This window comes from Sphingomonas sp. NFR04 (assembly GCF_900114095.1).
GTDB lineage: Bacteria > Pseudomonadota > Alphaproteobacteria > Sphingomonadales > Sphingomonadaceae > Sphingomonas.
This window is the reverse complement of the sequence record NZ_FORV01000001.1, coordinates 540,658-564,746: the sequence shown is the minus strand read 5'-3', so window position 1 is coordinate 564,746 and position 24,089 is coordinate 540,658. Positions and strand designations below refer to the sequence as shown.

Annotated in this window: 18 protein-coding genes; 5 read left to right on the top strand and 13 right to left on the bottom strand. The window is 68.0% G+C overall.

The annotated features are described in order from the left end of the window. Positions 1-14: 14 nt before the first annotated feature. The 5 genes from BM009_RS02485 to BM009_RS02465 form a co-directional block, all read right to left on the bottom strand. Positions 15-1,478, bottom strand: coding sequence for a S41 family peptidase (locus tag BM009_RS02485; protein ID WP_217644155.1), 1,464 nt, complete (start codon positions 1,476-1,478; stop codon positions 15-17). A 59-nt stretch (positions 1,479-1,537) separates the two neighbouring features. Beyond that, complete coding sequence (locus tag BM009_RS02480) at positions 1,538-2,644, bottom strand: AraC family transcriptional regulator (protein ID WP_093293405.1); 1,107 nt, start codon at positions 2,642-2,644, stop codon at positions 1,538-1,540. Between the two features lie 64 nt (positions 2,645-2,708). Next, the gene (locus BM009_RS02475; RefSeq protein WP_093293403.1) at positions 2,709-3,173 is read right to left on the bottom strand and encodes a nuclear transport factor 2 family protein; all 465 of its coding nucleotides are present in this window, start codon (positions 3,171-3,173) and stop codon (positions 2,709-2,711) included. Continuing rightward, positions 3,170-3,823 (bottom strand): pyridoxamine 5'-phosphate oxidase family protein, encoded by a 654-nt coding sequence (locus tag BM009_RS02470; RefSeq protein WP_093293401.1) that lies wholly within the window; start codon positions 3,821-3,823, stop codon positions 3,170-3,172. Before BM009_RS02470 ends, BM009_RS02475 begins: the two co-directional genes overlap by 4 nt. A 62-nt stretch (positions 3,824-3,885) precedes the next feature. Continuing rightward, complete coding sequence (locus BM009_RS02465) at positions 3,886-4,434, bottom strand: carboxymuconolactone decarboxylase family protein (RefSeq protein WP_093293399.1); 549 nt, start codon at positions 4,432-4,434, stop codon at positions 3,886-3,888. A 116-nt stretch (positions 4,435-4,550) separates the two neighbouring features. Here BM009_RS02465 and BM009_RS02460 point away from each other — a divergent pair, with 116 nt between their 5' ends. The 3 genes from BM009_RS02460 to BM009_RS02450 all read left to right on the top strand — a co-directional run bounded on the left by BM009_RS02460 (position 4,551) and on the right by BM009_RS02450 (position 7,333). Beyond that, positions 4,551-5,462: a LysR family transcriptional regulator gene (locus BM009_RS02460; RefSeq protein ID WP_093293397.1), complete on the top strand. Its 912-nt coding sequence runs from the start codon at positions 4,551-4,553 to the stop codon at positions 5,460-5,462. Positions 5,463-5,822: 360 nt separating this feature from the next. After that, positions 5,823-6,752, top strand: coding sequence for an MBL fold metallo-hydrolase (locus BM009_RS02455; RefSeq protein ID WP_175487866.1), 930 nt, complete (start codon positions 5,823-5,825; stop codon positions 6,750-6,752). Further along, positions 6,749-7,333, top strand: a complete 585-nt coding sequence (locus tag BM009_RS02450; RefSeq protein WP_254772116.1) for a carboxymuconolactone decarboxylase family protein — start codon at positions 6,749-6,751, stop codon at positions 7,331-7,333. The genes BM009_RS02455 and BM009_RS02450 overlap by 4 nt, the downstream gene beginning before the upstream one ends. Positions 7,334-7,437: 104 nt before the next feature. Here BM009_RS02450 and BM009_RS02445 read toward each other — a convergent pair whose 3' ends face one another. From BM009_RS02445 to BM009_RS02430, 4 genes are all read right to left on the bottom strand, one after another. Next, complete coding sequence (locus BM009_RS02445) at positions 7,438-9,828, bottom strand: FtsX-like permease family protein (RefSeq protein WP_093293393.1); 2,391 nt, start codon at positions 9,826-9,828, stop codon at positions 7,438-7,440. 8 nt (positions 9,829-9,836) lie between these two features. Continuing rightward, positions 9,837-12,248 carry an ABC transporter permease gene (locus BM009_RS02440; RefSeq protein WP_093293391.1) on the bottom strand — a complete coding sequence of 804 codons (2,412 nt, stop codon included), beginning with the start codon at positions 12,246-12,248 and terminating at the stop codon, positions 9,837-9,839. 94 nt (positions 12,249-12,342) lie between these two features. Next, the gene (locus BM009_RS02435; RefSeq protein WP_093293389.1) at positions 12,343-13,023 is read right to left on the bottom strand and encodes an ABC transporter ATP-binding protein; all 681 of its coding nucleotides are present in this window, start codon (positions 13,021-13,023) and stop codon (positions 12,343-12,345) included. A 9-nt stretch (positions 13,024-13,032) separates the two neighbouring features. Next, a complete protein-coding gene (locus tag BM009_RS02430; protein WP_093293387.1) occupies positions 13,033-14,280 on the bottom strand; it encodes an efflux RND transporter periplasmic adaptor subunit in 1,248 nt (415 codons plus the stop codon). Between the two features lie 175 nt (positions 14,281-14,455). Between BM009_RS02430 and BM009_RS02425 the strand changes: the two genes are divergently transcribed. Both BM009_RS02425 and BM009_RS02420 read left to right on the top strand, forming a co-directional pair. Then, positions 14,456-15,700, top strand: coding sequence for a sigma-54-dependent transcriptional regulator (locus BM009_RS02425; protein ID WP_093293385.1), 1,245 nt, complete (start codon positions 14,456-14,458; stop codon positions 15,698-15,700). A gap of 210 nt (positions 15,701-15,910) precedes the next feature. Further along, complete coding sequence (locus BM009_RS02420) at positions 15,911-17,089, top strand: sensor histidine kinase (protein WP_093293383.1); 1,179 nt, start codon at positions 15,911-15,913, stop codon at positions 17,087-17,089. 53 nt (positions 17,090-17,142) lie between these two features. On the opposite strand, the gene BM009_RS02415 is transcribed toward BM009_RS02420, so the two are convergent. The 4 genes from BM009_RS02415 to BM009_RS02400 form a co-directional block, all read right to left on the bottom strand. Beyond that, on the bottom strand, positions 17,143-18,312 hold the full coding sequence (locus BM009_RS02415; RefSeq protein WP_093293381.1) for a pyridoxal phosphate-dependent aminotransferase: 1,170 nt from the start codon (positions 18,310-18,312) through the stop codon (positions 17,143-17,145). 34 nt (positions 18,313-18,346) lie between these two features. Then, the gene (locus BM009_RS02410) at positions 18,347-19,162 is read right to left on the bottom strand and encodes a sulfite exporter TauE/SafE family protein (protein ID WP_093293379.1); all 816 of its coding nucleotides are present in this window, start codon (positions 19,160-19,162) and stop codon (positions 18,347-18,349) included. Positions 19,163-19,252: 90 nt separating this feature from the next. Further along, a complete protein-coding gene (locus tag BM009_RS02405) occupies positions 19,253-21,859 on the bottom strand; it encodes a TonB-dependent receptor plug domain-containing protein (RefSeq protein ID WP_093293377.1) in 2,607 nt (868 codons plus the stop codon). A gap of 695 nt (positions 21,860-22,554) precedes the next feature. After that, positions 22,555-24,084, bottom strand: coding sequence for a DHA2 family efflux MFS transporter permease subunit (locus BM009_RS02400; RefSeq protein WP_093293375.1), 1,530 nt, complete (start codon positions 24,082-24,084; stop codon positions 22,555-22,557). Between the last annotated feature and the right edge of the window lie 5 nt (positions 24,085-24,089).

Sequence of the window (24,089 nt, the reverse complement as noted above, 5' to 3'; positions counted from 1 at the left end):
GGAGGATTGCAGCGCTAGCCGCGCTGGTTCAGCCATTCGGTTGCGCGCCGCATGACCGGGTCGCGACCCGCTGCCACATCCGCGACGGATGTCGCGACGGCGATATCCGGCGCAATGCCCGTATCCGGCTCCGGCCGCAGCCGGAAATAGCCGATCAGCGGCAGGTCGAACTCGATCCCGCTCGCGGGTAGCCGGACGAAGAAGAAGCACCCGCCGTTGATCCCCCGCCGGTTGCCGCCGGTGGTAGCGCCGAACAACCGCACCCGGCCGCTCCGCCGCGCATTCTCGGCGAACTGGAAGGTTGCCGAGCTGTTGACCGGGCCGATCAGCGCGGCGACCGGTAGATCGAGCGGGCGGCCGGCAGGCTGGATCGAGCTATCGGCATGCGCGCCTTGCAGAACATAGAAGCCGTTCACACCCGGGCGCGCATCGACCCCCAGCATGCGGAAGCTGTCGTCCCAGGTATCGAGATAGGGGTTCAGCGAGGCCGGCGTGCGCCGGAACCGCACCCGGCGCTCGGCCAGCGGGGTCACGACGGGCGCGCGGATCAGGCGGGCGAGAATGCGGTCGCCGCAATCCTCTCCGCCCTCGTTGCCGCGCAGATCGATGACCAGGCCTTTCGCACCGGCCAGGCTGTCGAGCCGGTCGTCGAGCCATCCCTGCCAGTCCCATTTGCTGTCATACAGCGCCCAGCTTGGCATGGTCAGCACCGCGATCCCGTCCGATCGCAGGCTCCAGTCCCACACCGGATCGCCGCCGCGATAATCGCGCTCGATCCGTTGCGCGCGTCGCTGGTCGAGATCGATGGCGGGCAGGGCAGCGGCAACCCGCTTTCCGTCGGGGCGGCGTGCCGTAATGCGATGCAGGCTCCCCGGCGGCGCGCCGAAGGCCAGCCCGTGGAACACGTCGAAGAACTCGATGTCATCGTCGCCGCGGACTTCGAGCAGCGAGACGCGCTTGGCATCATTATGTCCGTCGGCGCGCGCATAGGGCAGAAGCTGCGCCAGCATGTCGCGCGGCGCGACGCCGTTGATCGCCAGCACCTCCGATCCGCGCGGCAGATCGCTGCCGCCATGCTCGGTCACGATCATCGCGCCGCCGATCCAGCGGAAATGGAAGGGCAATCGGGTCGAGCGGGCGAAGAGGGCGGTCGTCACCGGCTTTTTCTGGTTGAAGAAATTGCAATAGCTGTGCCCGCAGCGGATCGTCGCGAGAAAGCGCGACAGCAGCAGGTACCGCGTCTCGAGCCGCGATGCGGCAACGAACGCGGCCTCGAACTGCGCAAGCCGCGCCTCGATCTGCGCGGGGCTGTTGTAGCGGTAGAGCCCCGGGTGCAGCGCCAAGGCTTCGCGCAGGATGGCGACATCGCCCTTCAGGTCGGCGGCGGTCGGCCCGTCCACCGCGCGTGCGGCAAAGGGCAGGGTGGCGGCAGCGGCGGTGGCGCTGAGGCGAGCGAGCATCTGGCGGCGGTCGATCATGGCAGCTGCTTTCTCCGAATTGCGCCGCGGGGCGCGCCTCAGAATCGGGTTCGCACGGATTATTCCTGTTTTGCGACGTGCCGCCGATAGGCGGACGGCGTCTGCCCGTAGGTTGCGAGGAAGGCGCGATTGAAGCTGGCCTTGGAGCTGAACCCCGCCTCGAGCGCGAGATCGAGAAGGTCTGCCCTGTTTCCCTCGCGGAGCGCTGCGGCGACCGTTTCCGCCCGCATCCGGCCGATGAAGCTCGAAAAATTGAGGCCGAGCCCCTCGTTCACCGCGCGGGACAGATGGTTGGTATTGGTGCCCAGGCGCTGTGCCAGCGCCGCCAGCGACAGATCGGGGTCGCAGTGCCAGCGTTCGGCGGCCACCTTCGCTGCCCAGCGTTCCGCCTGGCCACGCCAGTCGCGTGGCGGCGGCGCGGGGTCGGGCAGGTCGACAGGGTCGAGGTGCGGAAACGGCAGGGTGGCATGGCGCCATCCCTCGATACCGAGGTACAGCGCAAAGGCGGCGATCGCGACATAGAGCCCCATCAGGCCGACATAGCCGATCGGGGCGACGGCATCCCACAGGGCATAGGCCGCCCAGATCGGCAACAGCAGCAACGTCGCGGCCATGGCCCGGCTGAGCCAGCGTGCGGCAAAGCGCTGATCGTCGCTGCGTTGGCCGGCAAGCCGCGCGCGATAGCGACGGAGCAGCCGCAGCCCCGCAATGCCATAGCAGGCCAGCCCGGCAAGGGTGGCGAGATCGGTCGCGACGGAATAGGCATGGTGGACGAGGTCCGACCAGCGCATCTTGAGGGACATCGGCAGGAGGAAGCTCGCGCTCAGGAACGTCGCCTGGGCGACGGCGGGCAGCAAGTGTCGCCAGCCCCTTGCCGGCCAGCTGCCGGTCACGAGCGCATGCGCGTACAGCCAGATGAGCGGTGCCACGGCGAGCGTGATCTGGAACGGTGCGAACGTAAGCCAGCGCCAGCGATCATAGAAGCCGGCGAACCCGATCAGCCAGGGCGACAGGATACCGACCAGGACGATCAGCAGCATGGCCAGCGTCCGGTTCGCCACGCGATTGGCCAACACGCGGGTGAGCCCGATCGCGATCGCCAGCAGCTGCACCGCGGCGACGGTGAGCACCGCCGTCCGCCAGCCAAAGGTCAGCCCCTCGAACATCGCGCATCCATGCGGCAATGCTAGTCCGAAATCCTGCCCGAGCAACGTCTCCCGTTCGCCCGCGTCAGAAGCAGAAATCGCTGAGGCCGGGATGATCGTCCGGCCGGCGGCCGAGCGGCCAGTGGAACTTGCGATCGGCCTCGGCGATCGGGTGCTCGTTGATGTTGGCCAGCCGGCGCGCCATCAGCCCGTCGGCATCGAATTCCCAATTCTCGTTGCCATAGGCGCGATACCAGTTGCCGCTGTCGTCGCGATATTCATAGGCGAAGCGCACCGCGATGCGGTTGCCGCTATGCGCCCAGACTTCCTTGATCAGCCTGTAGTCGAGCTCGCGCGTCCACTTCCGGGCGAGGAACGCCTCGATCTCGGCGCGGCCGGTGATGAACTCGGCGCGGTTCCGCCACCGGCTGTCGGGCGTATAGGCCTGGGCGACGCGGGCAGGATCGCGGCTGTTCCAGCCATCTTCGGCCAGGCGCGCCTTTTCGGCAGCGGTTTCGTCGGTGAAGGGCGGTAGAGGGGGACGGCTCATGATGTTTCTCCTTGCGATGAAATGCGGGTGCGAAGGGTTGCATTTTCGGCTTCGAGCTCGGCGATGCGCGCCTCCAGCCGGGCGAGCGCGCTGGTCACGTCGGCGGCATCGATCTTCTGCTGGATGTGCTGGGGGCAGTTGATGTCCCAGGCATCGACGTGGAACAGGATCGCCTGGTCGGCCTGGGCGCGGTAGCCCTCGGGCTTCAACCGGGCGACCAGTGCGGGGTCGTCGCGCACGAGGCGGGCATGGCCCCACAGCTTGATCCGCCGCCGCGTCGCGAAATCGATCAGGATCAGGAAGGCGCGATCGTTCTCCGCGAGGTTGCCGGCCGAGATATATTGCCGGTTGCCAGCAAAGTCGGCGAAGGCGAGCGTGTGGTCGTCGAGCACGCGGATGAAACCCTTCGGCCCGCCGCGATGCTGGGCATAGGGTCGTCCCTCGGCGCTTGCCGTAGCGAGGAAGGCGGTATCGACGTCCGCCAGGAACGGCGCGAGCTCGGCCACCGTGTCCGTCTGGTAGCCGAGCCGCGCCGGCTGCCGGGCATAGTGGTCGCGCGATCCCTTCTCGGCCTGGATCGCCTTCACGCTGGGCGAGAAGGCGAGGTGCGGAACCCGGTCCGTGTCGATGAGCGGCGGGATGTCGGGCATTGCGGAAGCTCCTCGGCAGCATCGGCCCGCGCACGGCGGGCCGATGTCTTGCGATATCGTGCTCAGGCGGCCTGCTGCAGGTCGACCTGCGGGAAATCGATCACCGTGCCGGCGACCTCGTTCAGATAATTGGTGAAGGTGTTCGCCGCGACATGGACGACGATCTCGACGATCTGCGCATCGCTGTACCCGGCCGCCCGCACCGCCGCGACATCGGCATCGTCGACATGGCCGCGCTCGCGCGCGACGGTGGCGGCGAACCGCACTGCCGCATCGGCGAAGGGATCGTTGGAGGCGCCGTTGCGGTTGGCGGTAATCTCGGCGTCGTCGAGCTTGGCCGCGGCCTTGCCGAAGAAGGTATGCGCCGAGAGGCAATAGCCGCAACCATTCACCTGGGCGACGGCGAGCGCGATCCGCTCGCGGGTCGCGGCCGGCAGGCTGCCCTTGGCGAGTGCGCCGGTGAGTGCGAGATGGCCCTCCGCCGCGGCGGCGCTGTTGGCGAGCGTGGCGAAGAAATTGGGCAGGCGGCCAATCTGCTTCTGCACGGCTTCGAGCTGCGGACGCGCCGTTTCGGGAGCAGTCTCGATGGTGAGAGCGGCGAGGCGGGACATGGTTGCATTCTCCTTGCGCGTACCGGCGGATCCGGCTGGCCAGTAGGTAGGCCCTTCCCGATTGCTGGAGCAGCCGCTATGTTTTGGAACTAGCCTCTCGTTTTTTGGAAGGAAGCATGGACCGCTTCGAAGCGCTGCAGAGCCTGGTCGCTGCCGTCGACCATGGCAGCCTTTCCGCCGCCGCGCGTGCAACCGCCACGCCGCTGGCGACGATCAGCCGGCGCGTCGCGGACCTGGAGGCGCATCTCGGCGCGCAACTGCTGATCCGTACCAGCCGCAAGCTGGTGCCGACCGAAGTGGGGGAGGCGTTCGTCGCCACCGCGCGCAAGCTGCTCGAGGACCTGGGCGATGCCGAGCGCCTTGCCGCCGGCGAATATCGCGCGCCGCGCGGGGAGCTGGTGGTCACCGCACCGATCGGGCTTGGCAAGCTCCATGTGGCGCCGATCGTCCATGCCTTCCTTGCCGCGTATCCCGAGGTGTCGGTGCGACTGGTGCTCAGCGACACGCTGCTCGATCTGGTCGATGCGCATGTCGACGTGGCGGTGCGGGTGGGCCATCTGCCGGACAGCGGGCTGCGCGCGCGCAAGGCCGGGCAGGTGCGCTGGATGCTGGCGGCCAGCCCCGACTATCTTGCGCGCAAGGGGCTTCCGCAGACCCTCGACGATCTCGCGGCGCTGGAGGGTATCGCCCTGGAGGGGCTGCCAGACCCGCGATTATGGCCGCTGCTTGACGCTGGCAGGCCGGCCACCGTCCGCATCCGTCCGCGGCTGTCGGTCAACACGGCGGAGGCCGCGGTCGAGGCGGCCATCGCCGGCGTGGGCGTCGTGCGCGCGGTTTCGTACCAGGCGGCGCGCGCGATCGAAGACGGGCGGCTGGTGCCGATCCTGCGCGACGCCTGGCCTGCGCCGATGCCGGTCCAGCTCGTGCATGGCGATCGCCGCCAGCCACTCAAGCAGACAGCGTTCCTGGATTTCGTCTTGCCCCGGCTGCGGAACGCATTGGAACATGCCGCGCGCATCGTCGCCTGATAGGGCCGACCTACCTTCAACCGCCGGTTGCGGCGCGGCAAAGGGAAAGGGTGGGGCCGCAGATCCGCAGCATCTGCAGCGGAAATAGGCTGACGCCATCGTGTGCGCCGCGTTCAAGGCAGCATGGCTCCGTTCAATGCTCCTGCGGGCCATTGCCGTACAAGACGCGTAGACTTCGATGAGGATCGTATGACACGCCGTACGTCGCGCGCACCCACTGTTCCGTTCTCCGCCGTGATCGCCAAGCGCAGTTTCGCCGACAAGGTTCGGGCTAGATGCGGAGCGGCGTGGCGCGCCGTTGCTACCGTGTGGCTGGCCAGCGCCGCCGCGCTTCCCGCCGCGGCACAAACCGCTCCGTCCATGCCGCCTCCCGCACCGCCCCAAGCCTCGCCGGGCAGAATCTGGGCGCCGCGCCAGGCACCGGGCTATTACCGCTTCGAACTGGGCGACTTCGAGGTCATCGCCCTGCTCGACGGCACGCATCCGTTCCCGGCGACCGAGCTGGCCGTGGGCGCCAGGCCTGGTGAAGTGGCGGAGTTGCTGGCGCAGAATTTCCTGACCTCGCCCGTGGAGGGTGGGTTCAGCGCGTTCCTGATTCGCATGCCCAGCAAGCTGGTGCTGATCGATACGGGGGCCGGGGATCTCTACGGCCGCGACGGCGGGCTGCTGGTCGCCAATCTGCGCGCGGCAGGCATCGCGCCCGAGCAGATCGACGAGATCTATCTTACCCATCTTCACCGCGATCATGTCGGCGGCCTGCTGATGCGCGGGAAGATCGTCTTTCCGCGCGCCATCGTGCGGGTTGCGCAGGTCGAGGCCGACTTCTGGCTGAACGACGCCAATCGCACCAAGGTGCCGGCGTTCCTCGGCTCGATGTTCGACGGCGCGCAGCAATGCCTGAAGCCCTATATCGCCCAGGGCCGCTTCAGGCCCTATGCCGAGGGCGAGGCGCTGGTGCCGGGGATCACCGCCATTGCTGCGCCGGGGCATACCCCCGGGCATCACCAGTATCTGGTCGAGAGCCGTGGCAAGGCGCTGCTGGTCTGGGGCGACACCGTGCATGTCGCGCCGGTGCAGCTGCCCGATCCGCACGTCGCAATGAAATATGATACCGATCCGGCCGCAGCGGTGCGCTCCCGCGAAACGGCCTTTGCCGCGGCGGCCGGCAAGGGCTGGTGGGTGGCGGGGGCACATCTCTCCTTCCCTGGCCTCGGCCATGTCCGGCATGCCGCGCCCGGCAGCTATGCCTGGATTCCCGCCAACTATGCCCTCAACCGCATGCCGCAATGAGCTGGAGCGAGACGCCGATGACCCGCCTGCCACCAATTCCCCCGACCGAGCTGACCGAGGCGCAGCGCCCGCTGTTCGATGCGATGACGGCAGGCGTCGCTGCCAAATATCAGAACTTTACCACGGTGCGGGAGGACGGCGCATTGCTGGGGCCGTGGAACGCCTGGCTGCACGACCCGGCGATCGGCACGGCCTATTGGAGCTTCACCCAGGCGCTTACCGTCGCCAAGCGCATCCCGGATCACGCCCGGCAGGTCGCCATTTTGGTGGTGGGCGCGCATTTCGGTGCGGCGTACGAGATCTATGCGCATGGCGCGGTGGCGGCGAGCGCGCACGGTATGTCCGCGCGCCGGATCGCGACCCTGGCCGCCGGCGAGCGCCCGGAGGATCTCGACGACGACGAAGCCATCGCGCATGACGTCGCCAAGGCGCTGCTGCGCGGCGGCGTGCTCGCCGATCCGCTCTACGCCCGGGCGCTCGCGCGGTTCGGGCAGGCAGGCGCCAACGAGCTGATCTATCTCGTCGGCCATTACTGCTTCGTCTCGATGACGCTGAACGGCTTCGCCATTCCCGTGCCGTGAACGACGCTGGCGCGCGGCCGCCTGACGCCCGCCATCCATGACGCTGCCGTGCGGCGCATGATGCGCGGAACATGATCCACCCCTGAAACGGCGCCTGCGACGCGCTATTCGTAGCGCAGCGCGCGCGCCGGCTCCGCGCGCGCCACGCGCCACGACTGGCCGAGCACGGTCAGTACGGCGATGGCCACCGCCAGCGCCGAGGCACCCAGGAAATACCAGGGTGTCAGCGCGATCCTGTCGTCGAAGCCGGCGAGCCAGCGCTGCATCGCCACCCAGGCGAGCGGCCAAGCGATCAGGTTGGCGATCAGCACCGGCCGCAGGAACCTGGCGACCAGCAGCTGCAGCACGTCGCGGGTCGAGGCGCCGAGCGCCTTGCGGATGCCGATCTCCTTGATCCGCCGCTCGGTATCGAAGGCGGCAAGGCCGTAGAGACCGATACAGCCGATCAGCACCGCCAGCGCGGCACCGGCGGTGAACAGGCGGGCGCGCTCCAGATCCGCGCGGATATAGGTTTCGTAGAGCTGCTGGTCGACGGTCTGCACCTTGAGCGGTACGGCCGAGGCGTGGCGGCGCCACACCGTCTCGACCCTGTCGAGCAGGGCGCGGGTATCGTCACCAGTGTAGCGCAGGCTGAGCACGGGTGCCGGGAGGCCGCTGGTCTGCAGCGCATAGGCCTGCGCTTCCACCGGCTGGATCGGCCCCATCAGGCGCAGGTCGTCGATCACGCCGATGATCGTCTGCCGTTCCTGTCCTCCGACCACCGCCTTGCCGATGGCAGCGGCGGGGCTGGCGAAGCCGAGCCGGACGATCGCGGTGCGGTTGAGCAGGACAGCATGGACCTTCCCGCCAGCCGCATCGTCGCTCGCGAAGCCGCGAGGGTCGAACCAGCGCCCGGCGAGCAGATGCGCGCCGTAGAGCTGGAAGAAGCCGGGCCCGACTGCGGCCTGGATGACCGATACCTTGTCGCCGCCGATGCCCTCGCGCTGCGCCTCCATGATGCCGTAGCTGCCGCCCCCCGGCGCGATGGCGGATTGGGCCGTCCCGGTGACGCCGGGCAGCGCCGCGACGGCGGCCGCGATGTCGTGCCGCTGTGCGGCGTCGAGCCCCGGGTCACCGAAGGAGGAGAGCATCGCCAGCCCATGCCGCTGAAAGCCGAGGTCGGCGGTCTGAGTGTGGTGCACCTGGGCGAGCAGTACGCCGGTACCGATCATCAGCACGATCGCGATGGCGAATTGCAGCACCACCAGCGTCGCGCGCAGCACCCGGCCGCTGCGTCCGCCGCCGGTCGCGCCCGCGCTCGCTAGCACCGCGGCGGGGCGGAAGCGGGAAAGGACGAAAGCGGGATACGCGCCGGCGATGAGCCCGACGCCGAGGATCAGGGCGAGTAGCGCTGGCAAGATCGTCCCGCTGCCCCAATAGCGCAGGTGCAGGTCCGTGCCGCCGATCGCGTTGACCATCGGCAGCGCTACTTCGACCACCGCCAAGCCCAGAAGAGCGGCCAGCGCAGTCGTGGCGATCGACTCCGCAAGGAACTGGCCGATCAGCGCGCCGCGGGTCGCACCGAGCGTCTTGCGCATCGCCACTTCGCGAGCGCGCAGGCCGGCGCGCGCGGTCGTGAGGTTCACATAATTGCCGATCGCGACGAGCAGCGCGAGCAGCCCGACGAGCCCCAGCGTCGCGACCACGATCCGGTCGCGGGCGGCCCGCAGGTGCAGCGCGCCGAGCGGGATCAGGCCGGTCTCGACGCGAATGCCCTTGGGAGCGCTGGCGAAGCTGGGATCGGGATGCCGCTGGTCGAACCCCGCAACCCGCTGCTGCAGGGCGCCTGCTTCGGCCGGATCGATGCGCAACAGGGTCTGCAGGCCCTGGCTGCCTTTGGCGAACAGGTCGGCGTCGGCGGGCAGGCGTAGGAAGATGTCACCGGGCTGGGTCATCGCTTTGCTGAGCCGCACCACGGCGCCGACGCGGACCAGCCGCGGCTTGCCGCCGAGCGTCAGCTTCAGCATCCGGCCGACGGCCGAGCCGCCCGGCAGATAGGTTTGCGCCAGCCGTTCGGTGATGACGGCACCGTCCGGCGTGGCCAGCGTCGCCGTCGGGTCGCCGGCGACGACCGGGAAAGGGAAGAGCCGGAAGAAATTGGCGTCGACCTGGCCCACGGTCGTCTGGGTGCTGCCGGTGCCCAGCTGGAGCGCAGCATCGCCCGGCAACAAGCGCGCACCCTGCAAACCCGCATGTTCGGCCTGCAACTGCGCCAGCATCTCGCGCCGCGACGGGATGTTCACCTGGTTCGCACCAGGGAATTGCAGCTTGCGCTCGACGATCCAGGTTCGATCCCAGCCGGGGACCTCGTGATCAAAGCTCGTCTCGTACCGGACGAACAGATAGAGGATCAGGAACACGGCGATTCCCAGCGCCAGCCCGCCGATATTGACGAGCGTGAACAGCTTGTGCCGCGTGAACGATCGATAGAGGGCGAGCCAGGCGAGGCGATGCATGGGCGATCCTATTCGTAGCGCAGCGCGCGGGCGGGTTCGGCGCGGGCGACGCGCCAGGACTGGCCGATGACGGTGGCCACCGCGATCAGCACGGCGACGGCGGAGGCGAGGAGGAAGTAGAGCGGCGACAGGCCGATCCGATCGTCGAAGGTGGAGAGCCAGCGTTGCATCGCCACCCAGGCCAGCGGCCAGGCGATCAGATTGGCGAGCAGCACCGGCCGCAGGAACTTGGTGACCAGCAGCTGGAGCACGTCGCGGGTGGAGGCGCCGAGCGCCTTGCGGATGCCGATCTCCTTGATCCGCCGCGTCGTGTCGAAGGCGGCGAGGCCGTACAGGCCGATGCAACCGATCCCGATCGCCAGCACCGCACCCATGGTGAACAGGCGGCCGCGGCGCGTGTCCTCCTCATAATAGGCCTTGTAAAGATTTTCCTCGATCGTGCGGCCGCCGAACGGCTCGGTCGGCACGATCCGCTTCCACGTGGCTTCGACGGCGTCGGCCATCTTCTGCGGGTCGCCGCTATACCGCATCGTAATATAGGCATCGTTCAGGGGTCGGGTGTCCAGGCGATAGAAGGTCCCGCTGATCGTGCGGCGCGGGCCGAGGAAGCGCAGATCGTCGATCACGCCGATGATCGTCATCGAGGCATCGCCTTCGATCTGCTTGCCGATCGCCGCCTGCGGGCTGGCGAAGCCGAGCAGGCCCGCCGCCATGCGATTGATCACCACGTTGAAGGGCGCGGTGCTGCCGTCGGCGCGGAGTGCCCGATCATCGGCGGGGCGCGAGCGGTCGAACAGGCGCCCAGCGACCAATCGCGCGCCGAAGGTATCGAAATAATGATCGCCGACGCGCACATCCATCAGCGAGGGTGCACGAATGCCCTGCATCCCCGGCTGGTACATCGTCGAGAAATTGGTGAGACTCTGATCGCCCGGCGCGTTCTGCGCCATGGTGACGTCGCTGACACCGGGCAATGCCGCGAAGGCGCGCATCAGGGCGGTCTTCTGCTCGGGCAGCACCGACCCGCTGTTCAGCGAGCGCACGACATAGAGACCGTCGCGACGGAAGCCGAGATCGGCGTTGCGCACGTGCGCCGCCTGGGCGAGCATCACCGTCGTACCGATCGCGAAGGCGATCGCGATCGAGAACTGAACGACGACAAGCCCGGCGCGGACCCGTGCGCCGGCACGGCCGCCACCCGGCGCCCGGGCGGCTGCGAGCACCGCGGCGGGGCGGAAGCCCGCCAGCACCGCCGCCGGGTACAGGCCTGCCACCGCGCCGACCACCAGCACCAGCGGCACGAGCAGCAGCAGCACGCTGTCGGCCCCCAGATAGTCGATCCTGAGCGCCATGCCGCCCAGCGTGTTGATCAGCGGCAGCGCGATTTCAGCCAGCGCGAGCCCGATCACCGCGGACAGGATGACGGTCAGCATCGCTTCGGTCAGGAACTGGCGGGTCAGCGCCCGACGCGTACCGCCGAGCACCTTGCGTACCGCCACCTCCCGCGCACGGAGCCCGGCGCGTGCGGTGGCGAGGTTGATGTAGTTCACGATCGCGATCAGCAGGGTCAGCACGCCGACCGCACCAAGCGTCGTGACCACGGCGCGATCGGACGGCGCATAGAGGTGGTTGTCGACCAGCGGGCGCAGGCTCTGCTCCCATTGCCCCTTTTTGAGGTTGTCGCCGAACACGCGGCGATCCGCGAAGCCCGCCAGCTCGCCTTCGAACTGGCGGGCCGCGGCGCGATCGGGAAAGCGCAGCAAGGTCACCAGCGAGGTGCTGCCCCAATGGTCGAACCATTCGCTGGCGAAGCGGGGCGCGACCAGCGGTACGAACAGCTCCGACGTGTAGCTCATGTCCTTGCGCATGTCGGCGATCACCGCGCCCACCCGGTAGGTATAGGGCGTGCCATTGGCCACGATGGTAAGGGTTCGGCCGATCGGCGATTGCTGGCCGAAATAGCTGGTGGCGGCGCGCTGGGTGATCACGATCCCATCGGGATCGGCCAGCGTCCGGGTCGGGTCGCCGGCCACGACGGGCAGGCGTTGCAACTGGAAGAAATTGGGATCGACCGCGGCCATTGCTTCGCGGGTATTCACCGTGCCCTGCCGGACGGTAGCGTCCATCTGGGCGATCCGCGTGCCCTGCAGCTGCGGATAGTCCGCGCGCAGCTGGAGCAGCTCGTTGCCCATGGTGTAGGGGTTCGGCGTCTCCGGATAGCCCGGCATGTGGTAGTGTTCCTGGATGATGTAGAGCTGGTCCGCGCCAGCGATCCAGCGATCGAACCCGGTCTCGAACCGCACGAACAGGCTCAGCACCAGGAACACCGCGATGCCGAGCGCGAGTCCGCCGATGTTCAGCGCGGCGAACAATTTGTGGCGGGTCAGCGATCGGTAGAAGCTGGTCAGCGCGGAGGTCATGGGGTCACTCCCGGTTCGCGGGTGGCGGAGAGATGGCGGAGCAGGGCGACGGCGAGGAGCAGCAGCACCAGCACCGTCAGCGCGCGGTCGAGCTTCACGCCGCCCGCCGCACCGCGGAGAGGATCCGCCCGTCGAGCATGTGCACCGTGCGCTTGGCGATATCGGCATGCGCCGGCGAGTGGGTAACCATCACGATCGTCGCGCCATCCGCGTTCAGCCGGGTGAGGATGTCCATCACCTGCGCGCCGTTCTCCGTGTCGAGGTTGCCGGTCGGCTCGTCGGCGAGGATCAGCTTCGGCTCGCTTACGATCGCCCGGGCGATCGCGGCGCGCTGCTGCTGGCCGCCGGAGAGCTGGTGCGGATGGTGGTTGCGGCGATGCGCGATGCCGACCCGGTCCATCGCCGCGTCCACCCGCTCGCGCTTCTCGCGCGCGGGCATCGACCGATAGGCGAGCGCCAGCGCGACATTCTCGGCGATGGTCAGCTCGTCGATGAGGTTGAAGCTCTGGAACACGAAGCCCAGCCGGTCGCGGCGGAGCCTGGCCAACTGTGCCTCGGGCACTTTGGCGATGTCCTCGCCCTCGAACAGATAGGCGCCGCTGGTCGGCCGGTCGATCGTGCCCAGGATGTTGAGCAGCGTCGACTTGCCGCAGCCCGAGGGGCCCATGATCGCAAGGAATTCACCCGCCTGCACGGTCAGGTCGATCTCGGCGAGCGCGGTCGTCTCGACTTCGTCGGAGCGATAGGCGCGGTGGATGGCGTTGAGCTGGATCATGGCGGGCTCCTAGTGAATGAGCAGGGTCTGGTAGGGGGCGTAGGTGCCGAGGGGCGTGGTGACGATGCGGTCGCCGGGGGAGAGGCCGCTGGTCACTTCGACCTGATCGGGATTGCGGCGGCCGGTGGTGATTGCCCGGCGCACGGCGCGGCTGTCGCTTGTCAGCACGAAGGCGGTGGTGCCGCCCGCATCGAGCCAGCCGCCCGATGGCGCGACCACGGCGGGACGATCGGCGCCGAGGACGAGGCGCACGTCGAGCGTCTGCCCGCGGTTCAGCCCTGCGGGCGCGGTGCCGCGGAAGCCTAGCTCTACACGAAATCGCCCTTCGGTGACTTGTGGCAGGACCTTGATGACGGTGAGCGGCAGGCTGCGCCCGTCCAGATCGGCGACGGCGCTGAGGCCGGTATGGACGCGGCCGAGATAGAATTGGTCGACATCCGCCGTTAGCTTCCAGGCGCGTTCGGAATCGACCTGGCCAACGGCGTCGCCGGGCTTGATCATCTGGCCCGGCTGCAGCGTGAAGGCGGTCAGCCGCCCGGCGACCGGGGCGCGCACGATAAGCGCGGCGAGGCCGGCGCGGGTCATGGCGAGGCTCTCGCGCAGCTCGCCGGCGGTGGCGTTGACGCCCGAGGACTGGTCGGCAAGCATCCGGCCGGCCTCGGCGGCGCTGCGGGTGAGGGCGGTGAGGCGCGCGCGCTGGTAGGTCACTTCCTCGCGCAGCGGGGTGACGGCAGCGGCGGTGACGATCTGCTTGTCGAACAGGATCTGCTTCTGGCGGAGCAGCGCCTCGGCCTTGGCAAGTTCGTTGCGGGCGGCGGCGATGTCGCGCTCGGTCTGCTCGCGGCTCTGCTGGATCGACAGGCGCTGGCCGCTGATCGAACTGAGCTGCCCAGCGATGTTGGCCGAGCGACTGGCGACGTCGAGCGCCAGGGTGGGGTTGGCAAGCCGGGCGAGCGGGGCGCCGGCGGCGACCGACTGGCCGTCGCTGGCGATCAGCGCCTCCACCTGCCCGCCGCTGATCGCGGTGACATAGACGGTCTGGAGCGGCGCGACCTGCGCGCGCAGCGGCACATAATCGGCAAAGGCGGCGCGGGTGACCGGCGCGATTCGGATCGTCGCGGCATCCACCGCGAGGCTGCCCGAGCTCGGCAGGAACCACCAGAGCGCGGCGGCCGCGGCGACGACGGCCAGGCCGAGGCCGATGCGTACCGCCAGCTTGCGGCGGCGCGCATGCGGGCGCTCGATCCGTCGATCCATCCCGGCGCCGTTGGTATGAAGAGGCGTAACGTCCATGGCGGCCAGTGTACGGTACGCCAGCGTACGGGCCTAAAGTACTGACATTGATGGTGTATTTGGAAAGGACTGGCGCTTCGAGCGAACAGTGTCCAAGCTAGTGTCCGATTCCGAACACGTGTCAGGAGCGGTCAAGCCAGTGCCTACCGAATCGCCGACCATCCTGGTTATCGACGACGATCCCGACATCGTCCGCGCGGCGACGCTGCTGCTGGAGCGAAGCGGCATGCGGGTTCTCGGCGCGCCCGATCCCGATGCCGCCTGGGTGCGGCTGGCGGAGGGGCAGGTCGACGCGATCCTGCTCGACCTCAATTTCGCGCGCGGACGCACCTCAGGGGAGGAGGGGTTTCGCATGCTCGACCGGCTGGTCGCGGCCGATCGCAACGCGATTGTGGTGGTGGTCACCGGCCATAGCGGGATCGCGGTGGCGGTGCAGGCGATGCGCGGCGGGGCGAGCGACTTCGTGATTAAGCCTTGGAGCAACGAGCGGCTGCTCGCCACCGTCCAGCGGGCGCTGGCGCTGCGCCGGGCGAAGCTGGCGGCCGCCCCGGCACCGACGGGCGAGGAGGCGCTGCTGCTGCTTGGCGAGGCGCCCGCGATCGAGGCCGCACGCGGGCTGATCGCGCGGGTGGGGCCAACCGATGCGGCGGTATTGCTCACCGGCCCCGCGGGAAGCGGAAAGACGCTGGCGGCACAGATGCTCCACCGCGCCTCGGCGCGCGCCGAGCGGCCGCTGGTCACGCTGGATGCGGCGGTCGCGGATCTGGCGATGATCGAGGCGCGGGTCGTCGCCGCCGCGGGCGCGACGCTGCTGATCGAGGCGGTGGACCAGCTGGCGCCCACGCTGCAGCCCGAGCTGGCGCGGCGCCTGGGTGGGCTGCGCGTGCTTGCCACCAGCCGGCGTGATCGGGCGGGGACGCGCGCGGCGCTGAGTGACGACCTTCGCTTCCGGCTCAACACGGTGGAAATCGACCTGCCGCCGCTCGCGGAGCGCGGGGGGGATGCGCTGCTGCTCGCGCGGCATTTCTGCGCCCTGTACGCCGGGCGCCACGCTCAGCCGCTGCGCCCGCTGACCGACGAGGCAGCGCGAGCGATCGCGGCCGATTCCTGGCCCGATGGCGTCCATGGCCTGCGCCAGGCGATCGAGCGCGCGGTGCTGCTCGGCGGCGGGGAGGCGATCGATGTCCCCGCACTGGGACTTAGCCTGCCCGAGGACACGCTCGAGCCGCGCGCTATCAAGGCGGACCTCAACCTGGGGCGAACCGAAGCGGCGCTGGTATCGGCGGCGCTCAAGCGACATGCGTTCAACGTCAGCCGCGCGGCAGCGGAATTGGGGCTGACGCGCGCCGCGCTCTACCGGCGGATGGCGAAATATGGGCTTTGAGGTGCAGGATCTTGCAAGCGGCGCGCGCTTTTCTCCCCTCCCGCTTGCGGGAGGGGCAGGGGGAAGGTGTGTGCGGAAAGCCGAGCGAGGTGCTGGAAGATGCAGGATGGAAGGCTTCAGCGCGTTTGCGACGTCCGCCTTTGCTCGCCTAACACACCCTCCCCTAACCCCTCCCGCAGGCGGGAGGGGGATTTGCAGGGGAAGGCGGTCATGACCTCAAGAGGCTGGTCCGCACTGCTGAGGGGCATGTTGCTGCTGCTGGCGGGCGGCGCGTTCGCGCTGGCGTGGAGCGCAGGGCTCTATGCCAGTGCGCTGGTGTCGGCGCTGGCGGCGCTCTGGGGGCTGGTCACTGGCATCGTCGAGGCGCAGCGGCCCAAGCTGGTGCCGGTGGCGGCACCCATGCCCGCGCCGGATCCCGCGCATCGCGAGCGACGGCTGACCGCGCTGCTCGATCTTTCCCCCGCACCGATCGTCACGCTCGACGGCGAAGGGCGGCTGACCGCGATCAACCGCGCGGCGCGGCGGCTGTTCGGGGCGGCGGACCTCGTCGCCGATCCGCCGGCGCTGCTGATCGAGGCGATCGGCGATGCCGCGGGCCGCGCTGCCACGGTGGCGATCGGCGGGCGCAGCTATGCGCTCACCACCAGCGAGTTCGCGCTCGGCGGCGCGCAGAGCCGACTCGCCGCGCTGATCGACATCGACGCCGAGCTGAAGGCGGCCGAAGCGGCGACGCTGCGCGACCTCGTCCAAGTGCTGAGCCATGAGATCGTCAATGCGCTCACCCCGATCGCCTCGCTCAGCCGCACCGCCGCGGACATGCTGGAAGAGCCCGCACCCTCGATCCCGGCGGTCCGCGATGCGGTGGGCACCGTCGCGCGGCGCGCCGAGGGGCTGCAGCGGTTCGGCGAGGCCTATCGCTCGCTGGCGCGGCTGCCGGCGCCGCGCCTTGCGCCGCTCGACCTGCGCGAGGGGGCGGAGGATCTGGCGCGCCTGTTCGCCACGCGCTGGCCGGGCCTGCCGCTGGCCTTCGAAGCGACAGCGCCGGTACGCCTCCAAGGGGATGCGGACCAGTTGAGCGCCGCGCTCTGGGCGCTGCTCCAGAATGCCGCTGAGGCGGTGGGCGAGGGGAAAAGTGGGCAGGTGGGCCTGTCGCTGTGGCGAGACGAGCGCGCCGCCTATTGGGAGGTCTGGGACAATGGTCCGGGCGTCGCTGAGGCGGACCGCACGGCGATCTTCCGCCCGTTCTTCACCACCAAGCCGCAGGGCAGCGGGGTGGGGCTGGCGCTTGCCCGGCAGATCCTGCTCGCCCATGGCGGCGACCTGACGCTGCTCGCGGGCAAGGGTGGCGCCCGCTTCGAAGCGATGCTGCCGATCGTCCCGCAGGGCTGAGAAAACGGACCCGCGCCGCCCCGGAAGGCGACGCGGGCCAGGCACCGCAAACCTCAGGCCATCAGCACCTTGTCGACGGCGATCCGGAACTTCTCCATGTCCGCCGCCGAGCCGACGGTGACCCGCGACATCGCCGGATAGGCGGTCCAGGAGCGGCCGATCTGGACGTTCTGGGCGAGCAGCGCCGCCATCATCTCCTTGGGCGCGCGGCCCTTCCACTCCGTCATGAACATGTTGGCATGGCTGCCCGGCAGCACCTTCAGGCCACGGCTCTGGAGATGCTCGATGGTCTTCTCGCGCACCGCGATCATCTCGTCGCGCCTCGCCTTGATCTCGCTGGCGAGCGGGATCGAGGCGGTGCCGCAGGCGACCGCGGTCATCGGCAGCATGTTGGTCACCTGGAAGCCGTCATAGCGCATCATCTTGTCGTGCAGCGCCGGTGACGCGAAGGTGAGGCCCAGCCGCATGCCGGCCATGCCGAACAGCTTGGAGAAGGTGCGCATCACCAGCACGTCGTCGCGGCTCGCCACGAGCTTGGCGGCGTTGGGCGCGTCGGCGAAGTGGATATAGGCCTCGTCGACGATCAGCACCGCATCCTTGGGCTTGTTCTCGGCCAGCCACAGGATGTCGGCGATCGGGGTAAGCGTGCCGGTCGGGTTGTTGGGCGAGCAGACATAATAGAGCCCGGCGTTCGGATCGGCGGCCAGCATCGCCTTGACGTCGTGCTGGTACTGCGGGCCGAGTGGGGCCTTGGTCACCTTGGCGCCGATCCAGGCGGCGGTGCGCCAGATCTGCTCATAGGTCGGATCGGCGGTGACGATGCCGCGCGTCGGCGAGGCGAAGGTGACCGCGGCGCGGTTGAGCGGGTCGCTCGAACCCGGCCAGGCCTTGATATGCGTGGCGGGCAGGCCCTCGACCGCCGAGACGGCGGCGAACAGCTGCTCGTGCTCGCCATTGGGCTCGTAGCGATTGCCTTCGGTGACGATCTTCATCGCCGCTGCCGCACCGGCGGGCAGGGGGCCGGTCCAGCATTCGTTGGAGCCGATGCGCACCGCACCGATCACCGCCTTGGCCGATTGCTGGGCGAAGGCGGGCGCGGCGCGGCCCAGCGCGACGGTGCCGCCGAGCAGTGCGGCGATCCGCCCCATGTCACGGCGCGAATAGCCGCGACCGCGCAGGTCCTCGGTAATTTCGGGCTTCTTGAGCGTTTCGAACATGGTCATGTCGAGGGTCTCCCTGTTTCGATCGAGACGCGCGTCAGAACTTCAGCGCGTTGTGGAACATCACCAGCGCGATGACGATGAGGTAAATGCCGAATACCCGTTTCAGCATGGCTGGTTGTAAGGCGTGGGCAGCTGCGACCCCGAGCGGGGCGGTGAGCATCGACATCGAGGCGATGGCGAGGGTCGCCGGCAGGTTGACGAAGCCGAGCGAGCCCCAGGGCAGCCCGGGTTCATGCATGCCGATCAGCGCAAAGCCGATCGCGCTGGGAATGGCGATCAGCGTGCCGATGCCGCTGGCGGTGCCTACCGCGCGGTGGATCGAGCGGCCGCACAAGGTCATCACCATGATCGCGATTGTGCCGCCGCCGATGCCGAGCAGCGACGAGAAGGTGCCCAGCCCCCCGGCGATGGCGACGCGGGTGACGCCCCCCGGCATCTGGTCGCTGATCACCCGGTTGCCGAGCTTGGGCACCAGGAAGTTGATCGACATCAGCAGCACGCCGGTGGCGAACACCATGGTCAGCACCCGGCCGTCGACATGGCTGGCGAGCAGCACGCCGATGCCGTCGCCCAGCACCACCCAGGGCGCCCAGGTCTTGAGGATCTCGAAGTCGACCGAGCCGCGCTTGTGGTGGCTGAGCACCGATCGGATCGAGGTGATGATGATCGTCGCCGCGGAGGTACCGATGGCGACATGGGCATATTGGCTATGCTCGCCGCCGAGCAGCGGCAGCATCAGCAGCAGCGCGGGGACGACGACGAAGCCGCCGCCAATGCCGAACACGCCGCCGGCGAAACCGGCAGCGAGCCCGGCGACCAGCAGGCCCAGAAGGGGGATCAGCCAGTCCATGGAAGAGGTAAGCAAAGGACATCACTCCCGAGTTATGTTCTTGCACGCGACAGGGCCGGCCGAGGGCACGCGCCCCCGGCCGGCAAAGCTTCAGAATTTCAGGCTGATCCGGCCGTAATAATAACCGCCGTTGATCCCGTAGGGCGAAATCGTGGGATAGAGGTTCGACGAGTAACCACGCGAACCGGCGGCTAGCTGCGCCGAGCGGATATTCTCGAACGAGCGCTCGGTCGGATAATGGTTGAACAGGTTGTTCGCGCCGACCGACAGCTTGAGGCCTTCGGTGATCTTCACGCTGCCTTCGAGATCGGTGATGAAGGCGGCGTTGACCGGCACCTGGAGATCGGCGCCCTTGAGCGGGCTGTTGCCCGGCGTCGACTCCAGCGCATAAACCTTGGAGTAGTAGCTCTCGCGGAAGTTGAGGCTGAACCGGCCCGATTCCCAGAAGGCGCCCAGCGTCGCCCGGAACTTCGGCGTGCTGTTCTCCAGCTCGATGATCGAATAATTGTTGATCAGCGCCGACAGCGCCGGATTGGCCTTGTTGACGTAGAGCGCCGAGGGCAGGGCGGCGATGTTCTTCACCTTGTTGTCGTTATAATTGGCCGACAGCGTCCAGTTCACCTTCCCGATCGGGCTGCTCATGTCGTAGCTGGCGACGAAGTCGATGCCGCGGGTGCGCATCTTGGCGCCGTTGACGAAGGTCTGGACCGAGACGGTACCGTCGATGTTGCGCTCGCCGTTCACGTCGGTGAGCACATAGCTGGGGATGGTGCCGCCCAGCGCGGTGGCGACGGCGTTGTAGACCGACTGCTGGTTGTAGGTGTTGAACGTATCGGCGTTGTAGACGACGCAGTTCGCCTTGTTGGATCCGGCATAGCCCTGCGGGCAATATTTGCCGTTGAAGCCGTAGAAGGTGCTCGAGATCAGGATGCGGTCGCGGATCTCGATCCAATAGGCGTCGAGCGTGACGTTGATGTGCGGGCTGGGGGTGAAGACGAAGCCGGCGCTGAAGTTGGTCGACTTCTCCGGCTTGAGGCCGCCAAAGCCCAGCGCCTTGGCACCCGGCGAGTTGGCCGGCAGCACGCCCGAGACGCTGTTCGGGCCGACATTGATGCCCGAATAGAAGCCCTCGGCCAGCGTCGGCGCGCGGAAGCCGGTGGAGACGGTGCCGCGGATCGCGATCGCCTTGGTGATGTCGTAGCGGCTGGTCAGCTTGAAGACGGTGGTGTCGCCGAAGTCGCTGTAATGTTCGTGGCGGACCGCGCCGTCGACCAGCCAGGCCTCGACCGGCTTCACGCTGATATCGAGATATTGCGAGAAGTTGGTGCGGTTGTGGTTGCCGGCATCGTTCGGGCTGTAGCCGAAGAAGGACTGGGCGCCGGAGCCGTAATAGGAGGCCGGATCGCCCGAGACGATGCCATAGGTCTCGCGGCGATATTCGAGGCCGCCGGCGACGTTGAGCGGCTCGGCCAGGCCGATGTCGAAGGGGTGGGTGAGATCGAGCGTGCTCGTCCACTGGCTGGCCTTGAAGTCGCCATTGTGGAACTCGGTGGGCGTGAAGCCGGTGTCCTTGTAGAGCGCGGCATTGGCCGAGTTCTGGACATAGACGCCGACGAAATCGTCGCCATAGGTGGAGGCGATGTCGAAGGTGGTGGCGCCGATGCTGCCCCGGAAGCCGCCGGTGACGGCATAGTCGGTCTCGGAGATCGCCTCGAGCGGCTGGAAGCCGTTCGGGTAGAAGGGCGTGCCCGCCTTGCTGGTGACTACGTCCGGCGTGCGCACATTCTCATAGGCGCGGGCGTTCTTGTGGCCGTAGCTGCCGAAGGTGTAGAATTCGAACCCGCCGAAATCATAGCCGGCATTGACCATCACCGAAGTCTGATCGACTTCCGGGTCGCCGAGGATGCGGTTGGTGTAGGGGTAATAGGGCAGGTTCTTGATGCCGGGATACAGCGTCAGATATTTGGTGGCGTTGGCGTTGTTGCCATAGACCTGCGGGTTGACGTCGCCGCGGAAGCTGAAGCCCTTGTGCTTCTTCTCGGCGGTGATGTTCACATAGGCATTCTCGATCGGCGCGAAGCCGACATTGCCGGAGAAGGCATAGGTCTTGCCGCCCTGGTCGTAATAGCGGCCGCCGGTGACGTCGATCACGCCGCCGTGATCGGCCTTCTTCTGGATGATGTTGATCACGCCCGCGATCGCATCGGTGCCGTATTGCGCCGCCGCGCCGTCCTGCAGCACTTCGATATGGTCGATCGAGTCCGGCAGGATGAAGCTGATGTCGGGCGCGGCGCTGCCGCCATAGGGGCCGCCGGCGACCGAGACATTGGCGGTGCCGTGGCGGCGCTTGCCGTTGAGCAGGATCAGCGTGTGGTTGGGGCTAAGGCCGCGCAGCTTCATCTGCAGGTTGTGCGCCTGGAGGTCGCTGCCGAACGCCTGGGCCTGCACGCTCGGCAGGTTCTGGGCGAGCGCCTGGATCAGGTCCGGCTGGCCGGTGCGGGAGAGGTCCGCCGCGCTCAGCAACTGGATCGGCGCGGGGCTGTCCGCGGCGCGCAGGCCGGTGACGCGGGTGCCGGTGACGATGATGTCGTCCCCTTGCGGGGCCGGGGCCGCGCTGTCCTGCGCGAAGGCCGGTGTGGCGGCGAGCGCCAGAGTGATGGCCAGAACCGTGAACGATGCCGTTTCGCGAAATTGCATTCGATCGTGCCCCCCGAAGGCTGATGGTTGTCGTTCGTTCCTCGTTGCGGTCTGTTCTTCTTTCTCGTTCTCGTTGGTCGGCCCCGATGAGGGCATGACGGTCCCTTCCCGAAAGCGCGGTTTCGCGAACGGGATCGGCAGTGCCGGCATTGGGTACGCAGTTGCGGCATCCCCTAGAGGCGCGGCCGCACGTCCTCGTCCCGTGCTCCGGTGGGGGAGCGCGGCGTCGTTACGTCTACACAGGTTCGAACTGGGCCCGCGCAAGCCGCCGGACCAAAAAATAGGAAGACAGGGGGAAATCATCGCCGCTGTCGACCTAAGCACATCGCGTCGAGCGCCGCCGATGAACCCGGATCGCCTATGATCCTGGTGGAGCGTCGTTCGAATTACTCGATAGGAGGCAAGCTGTCCGAGACACGAAGCCGTGACTCTCTCCGCAGTGCCATCTGCACGCACGGCGCCGAAGCGCCAGCTGGAAATCGATAGTCGGTCATTTGATCGCCCTGTTCTTGATCAAAGCACCGATTCGGACATCCGACCCCTGGTATTTTCTTTCTTGCACTCAGGATGCTATCCCCGGGGCGCACGGTGTCAATGCGCGAATGACGTATGTCGTAACCTTTCTGACGCATATACGACACATAGCCCGCTCCATCGCTGGAACGGGCTATCCGTCTCTACCGTCAGGCAAAGCTCTAGTGCGCGGCGCTGGTATCCACCTTGCCGCGCGGGCGCGGGGTGAACCAGATGATCCCGGCCGCGAAGACGAAGATGATCGCCGACAGCAGGAACACATGGGTGGTCGCCAGGGTCAGGCTCTCCTGGTTGACGATCCGCTCCACGGCGGCGCGCACCTGGCCGATCGAAAAGCCCTGCGCCGTCAGCGCGTTCATCGTCGGCTCGGTGTTCAGCCGCGAGACGATTTCGCTGCGGGCGATGCGCGAGCTGTCGTCCCAGATGCTCGTCGATACCGACGTGCCGATCGCACCCGCCATCGTCCGCAGGAAGCTCATCACGCCCGCTGCCGAGGCGGTCTCCTCCGGCCGAACCGAACCCAGCGCCAGCGTGGTCAGCGGAATGAAGAAGAAGGGCATGCCGAAGCCCTGCAGGAACTGCGGGAAGGCGAAGGTCCAGAACCCGGCCTGGCTGTTCCAATAGACGCGGATCAGCGCGGAAATCCCCAGCCAGAGAATGCCGAACGACACCAGCAGCCGAGGATCGACCTTGTTCGAGAGCTTGGCGACCACGGGGGACATGAACACCGCCGCCACGCCGGAGAAGGCCGTGGCATAGCCCGCATAGGTAGCGGTGTAGCCCTGGCTCGACTGGAGCCATTGCGGGATGATCACGGCCGAGGCGAAGAAGGTGGCGAAGGCAAAGGATAGCGACAGCACCGACACCGTGAAGCCGCGATGGCGGAACACCCGCAGGTCGACAACGGGATCCTTCGCGGTGATCTCCCAGGCGAGGAAGACGAGGAAGCCGATCGCGGCGACCACGCCCAGCCAGACGATCGTCGGGTCGTTGAACCAGTCATGCTCGCGGCCGAGATCGAGCATGATCTGCAGCGCGCCGATCCACAGCACCAGCAGTGCCAGCCCGCCCTTGTCGACGCTGAGCTTCTGCGTCGGAGTCTCGGCCTTGGTGAGCAGCCGCATCGCCCCGAAGGCGCAGAGCGCGGCGACGGGAATATTGATGAAGAAGATCCAGTGCCACGACCAATTGTCGCTGATCGTGCCGCCCGCGATCGGCCCGAGGATCGGCGCGACGACCGTGGTCATCGCCCACAAACCCATCGCCTGGGCGTGCTGTTCGGGCTTGAAGATGCGCAGCAGCAGCGTCTGGGTGAGCGGCATCAGCGGTCCGCCGCACAGCCCCTGGCCGATACGGCAGGCGACCAGCATGCCGAGCGTCGTCGACATGCCGCACAGCACCGAGAAGATGCCGAAGCCGATCACGCCGAGGATGAACACGCGCACGACGCCGAACCGGCCGGCGAGCCAGCCGGTCAGCGGCACGCACACTGCCTCCGCCACCGCATAGGAGGTGATGATCCAGGTACCCTGGCTCGACGAAATGCCCAGGCTGCCGGCGATGTGCGGCACCGAGACATTGGCGATGGTGGTGTCGAGCACCACCATGAAGTTGGTCAACGCCAGCACCACGCCGGCGAGGATCAGCGAGGGCCCCTCCAGGAAGCCCCCGCGCTGCATCTGGCCGCTCATGGCAG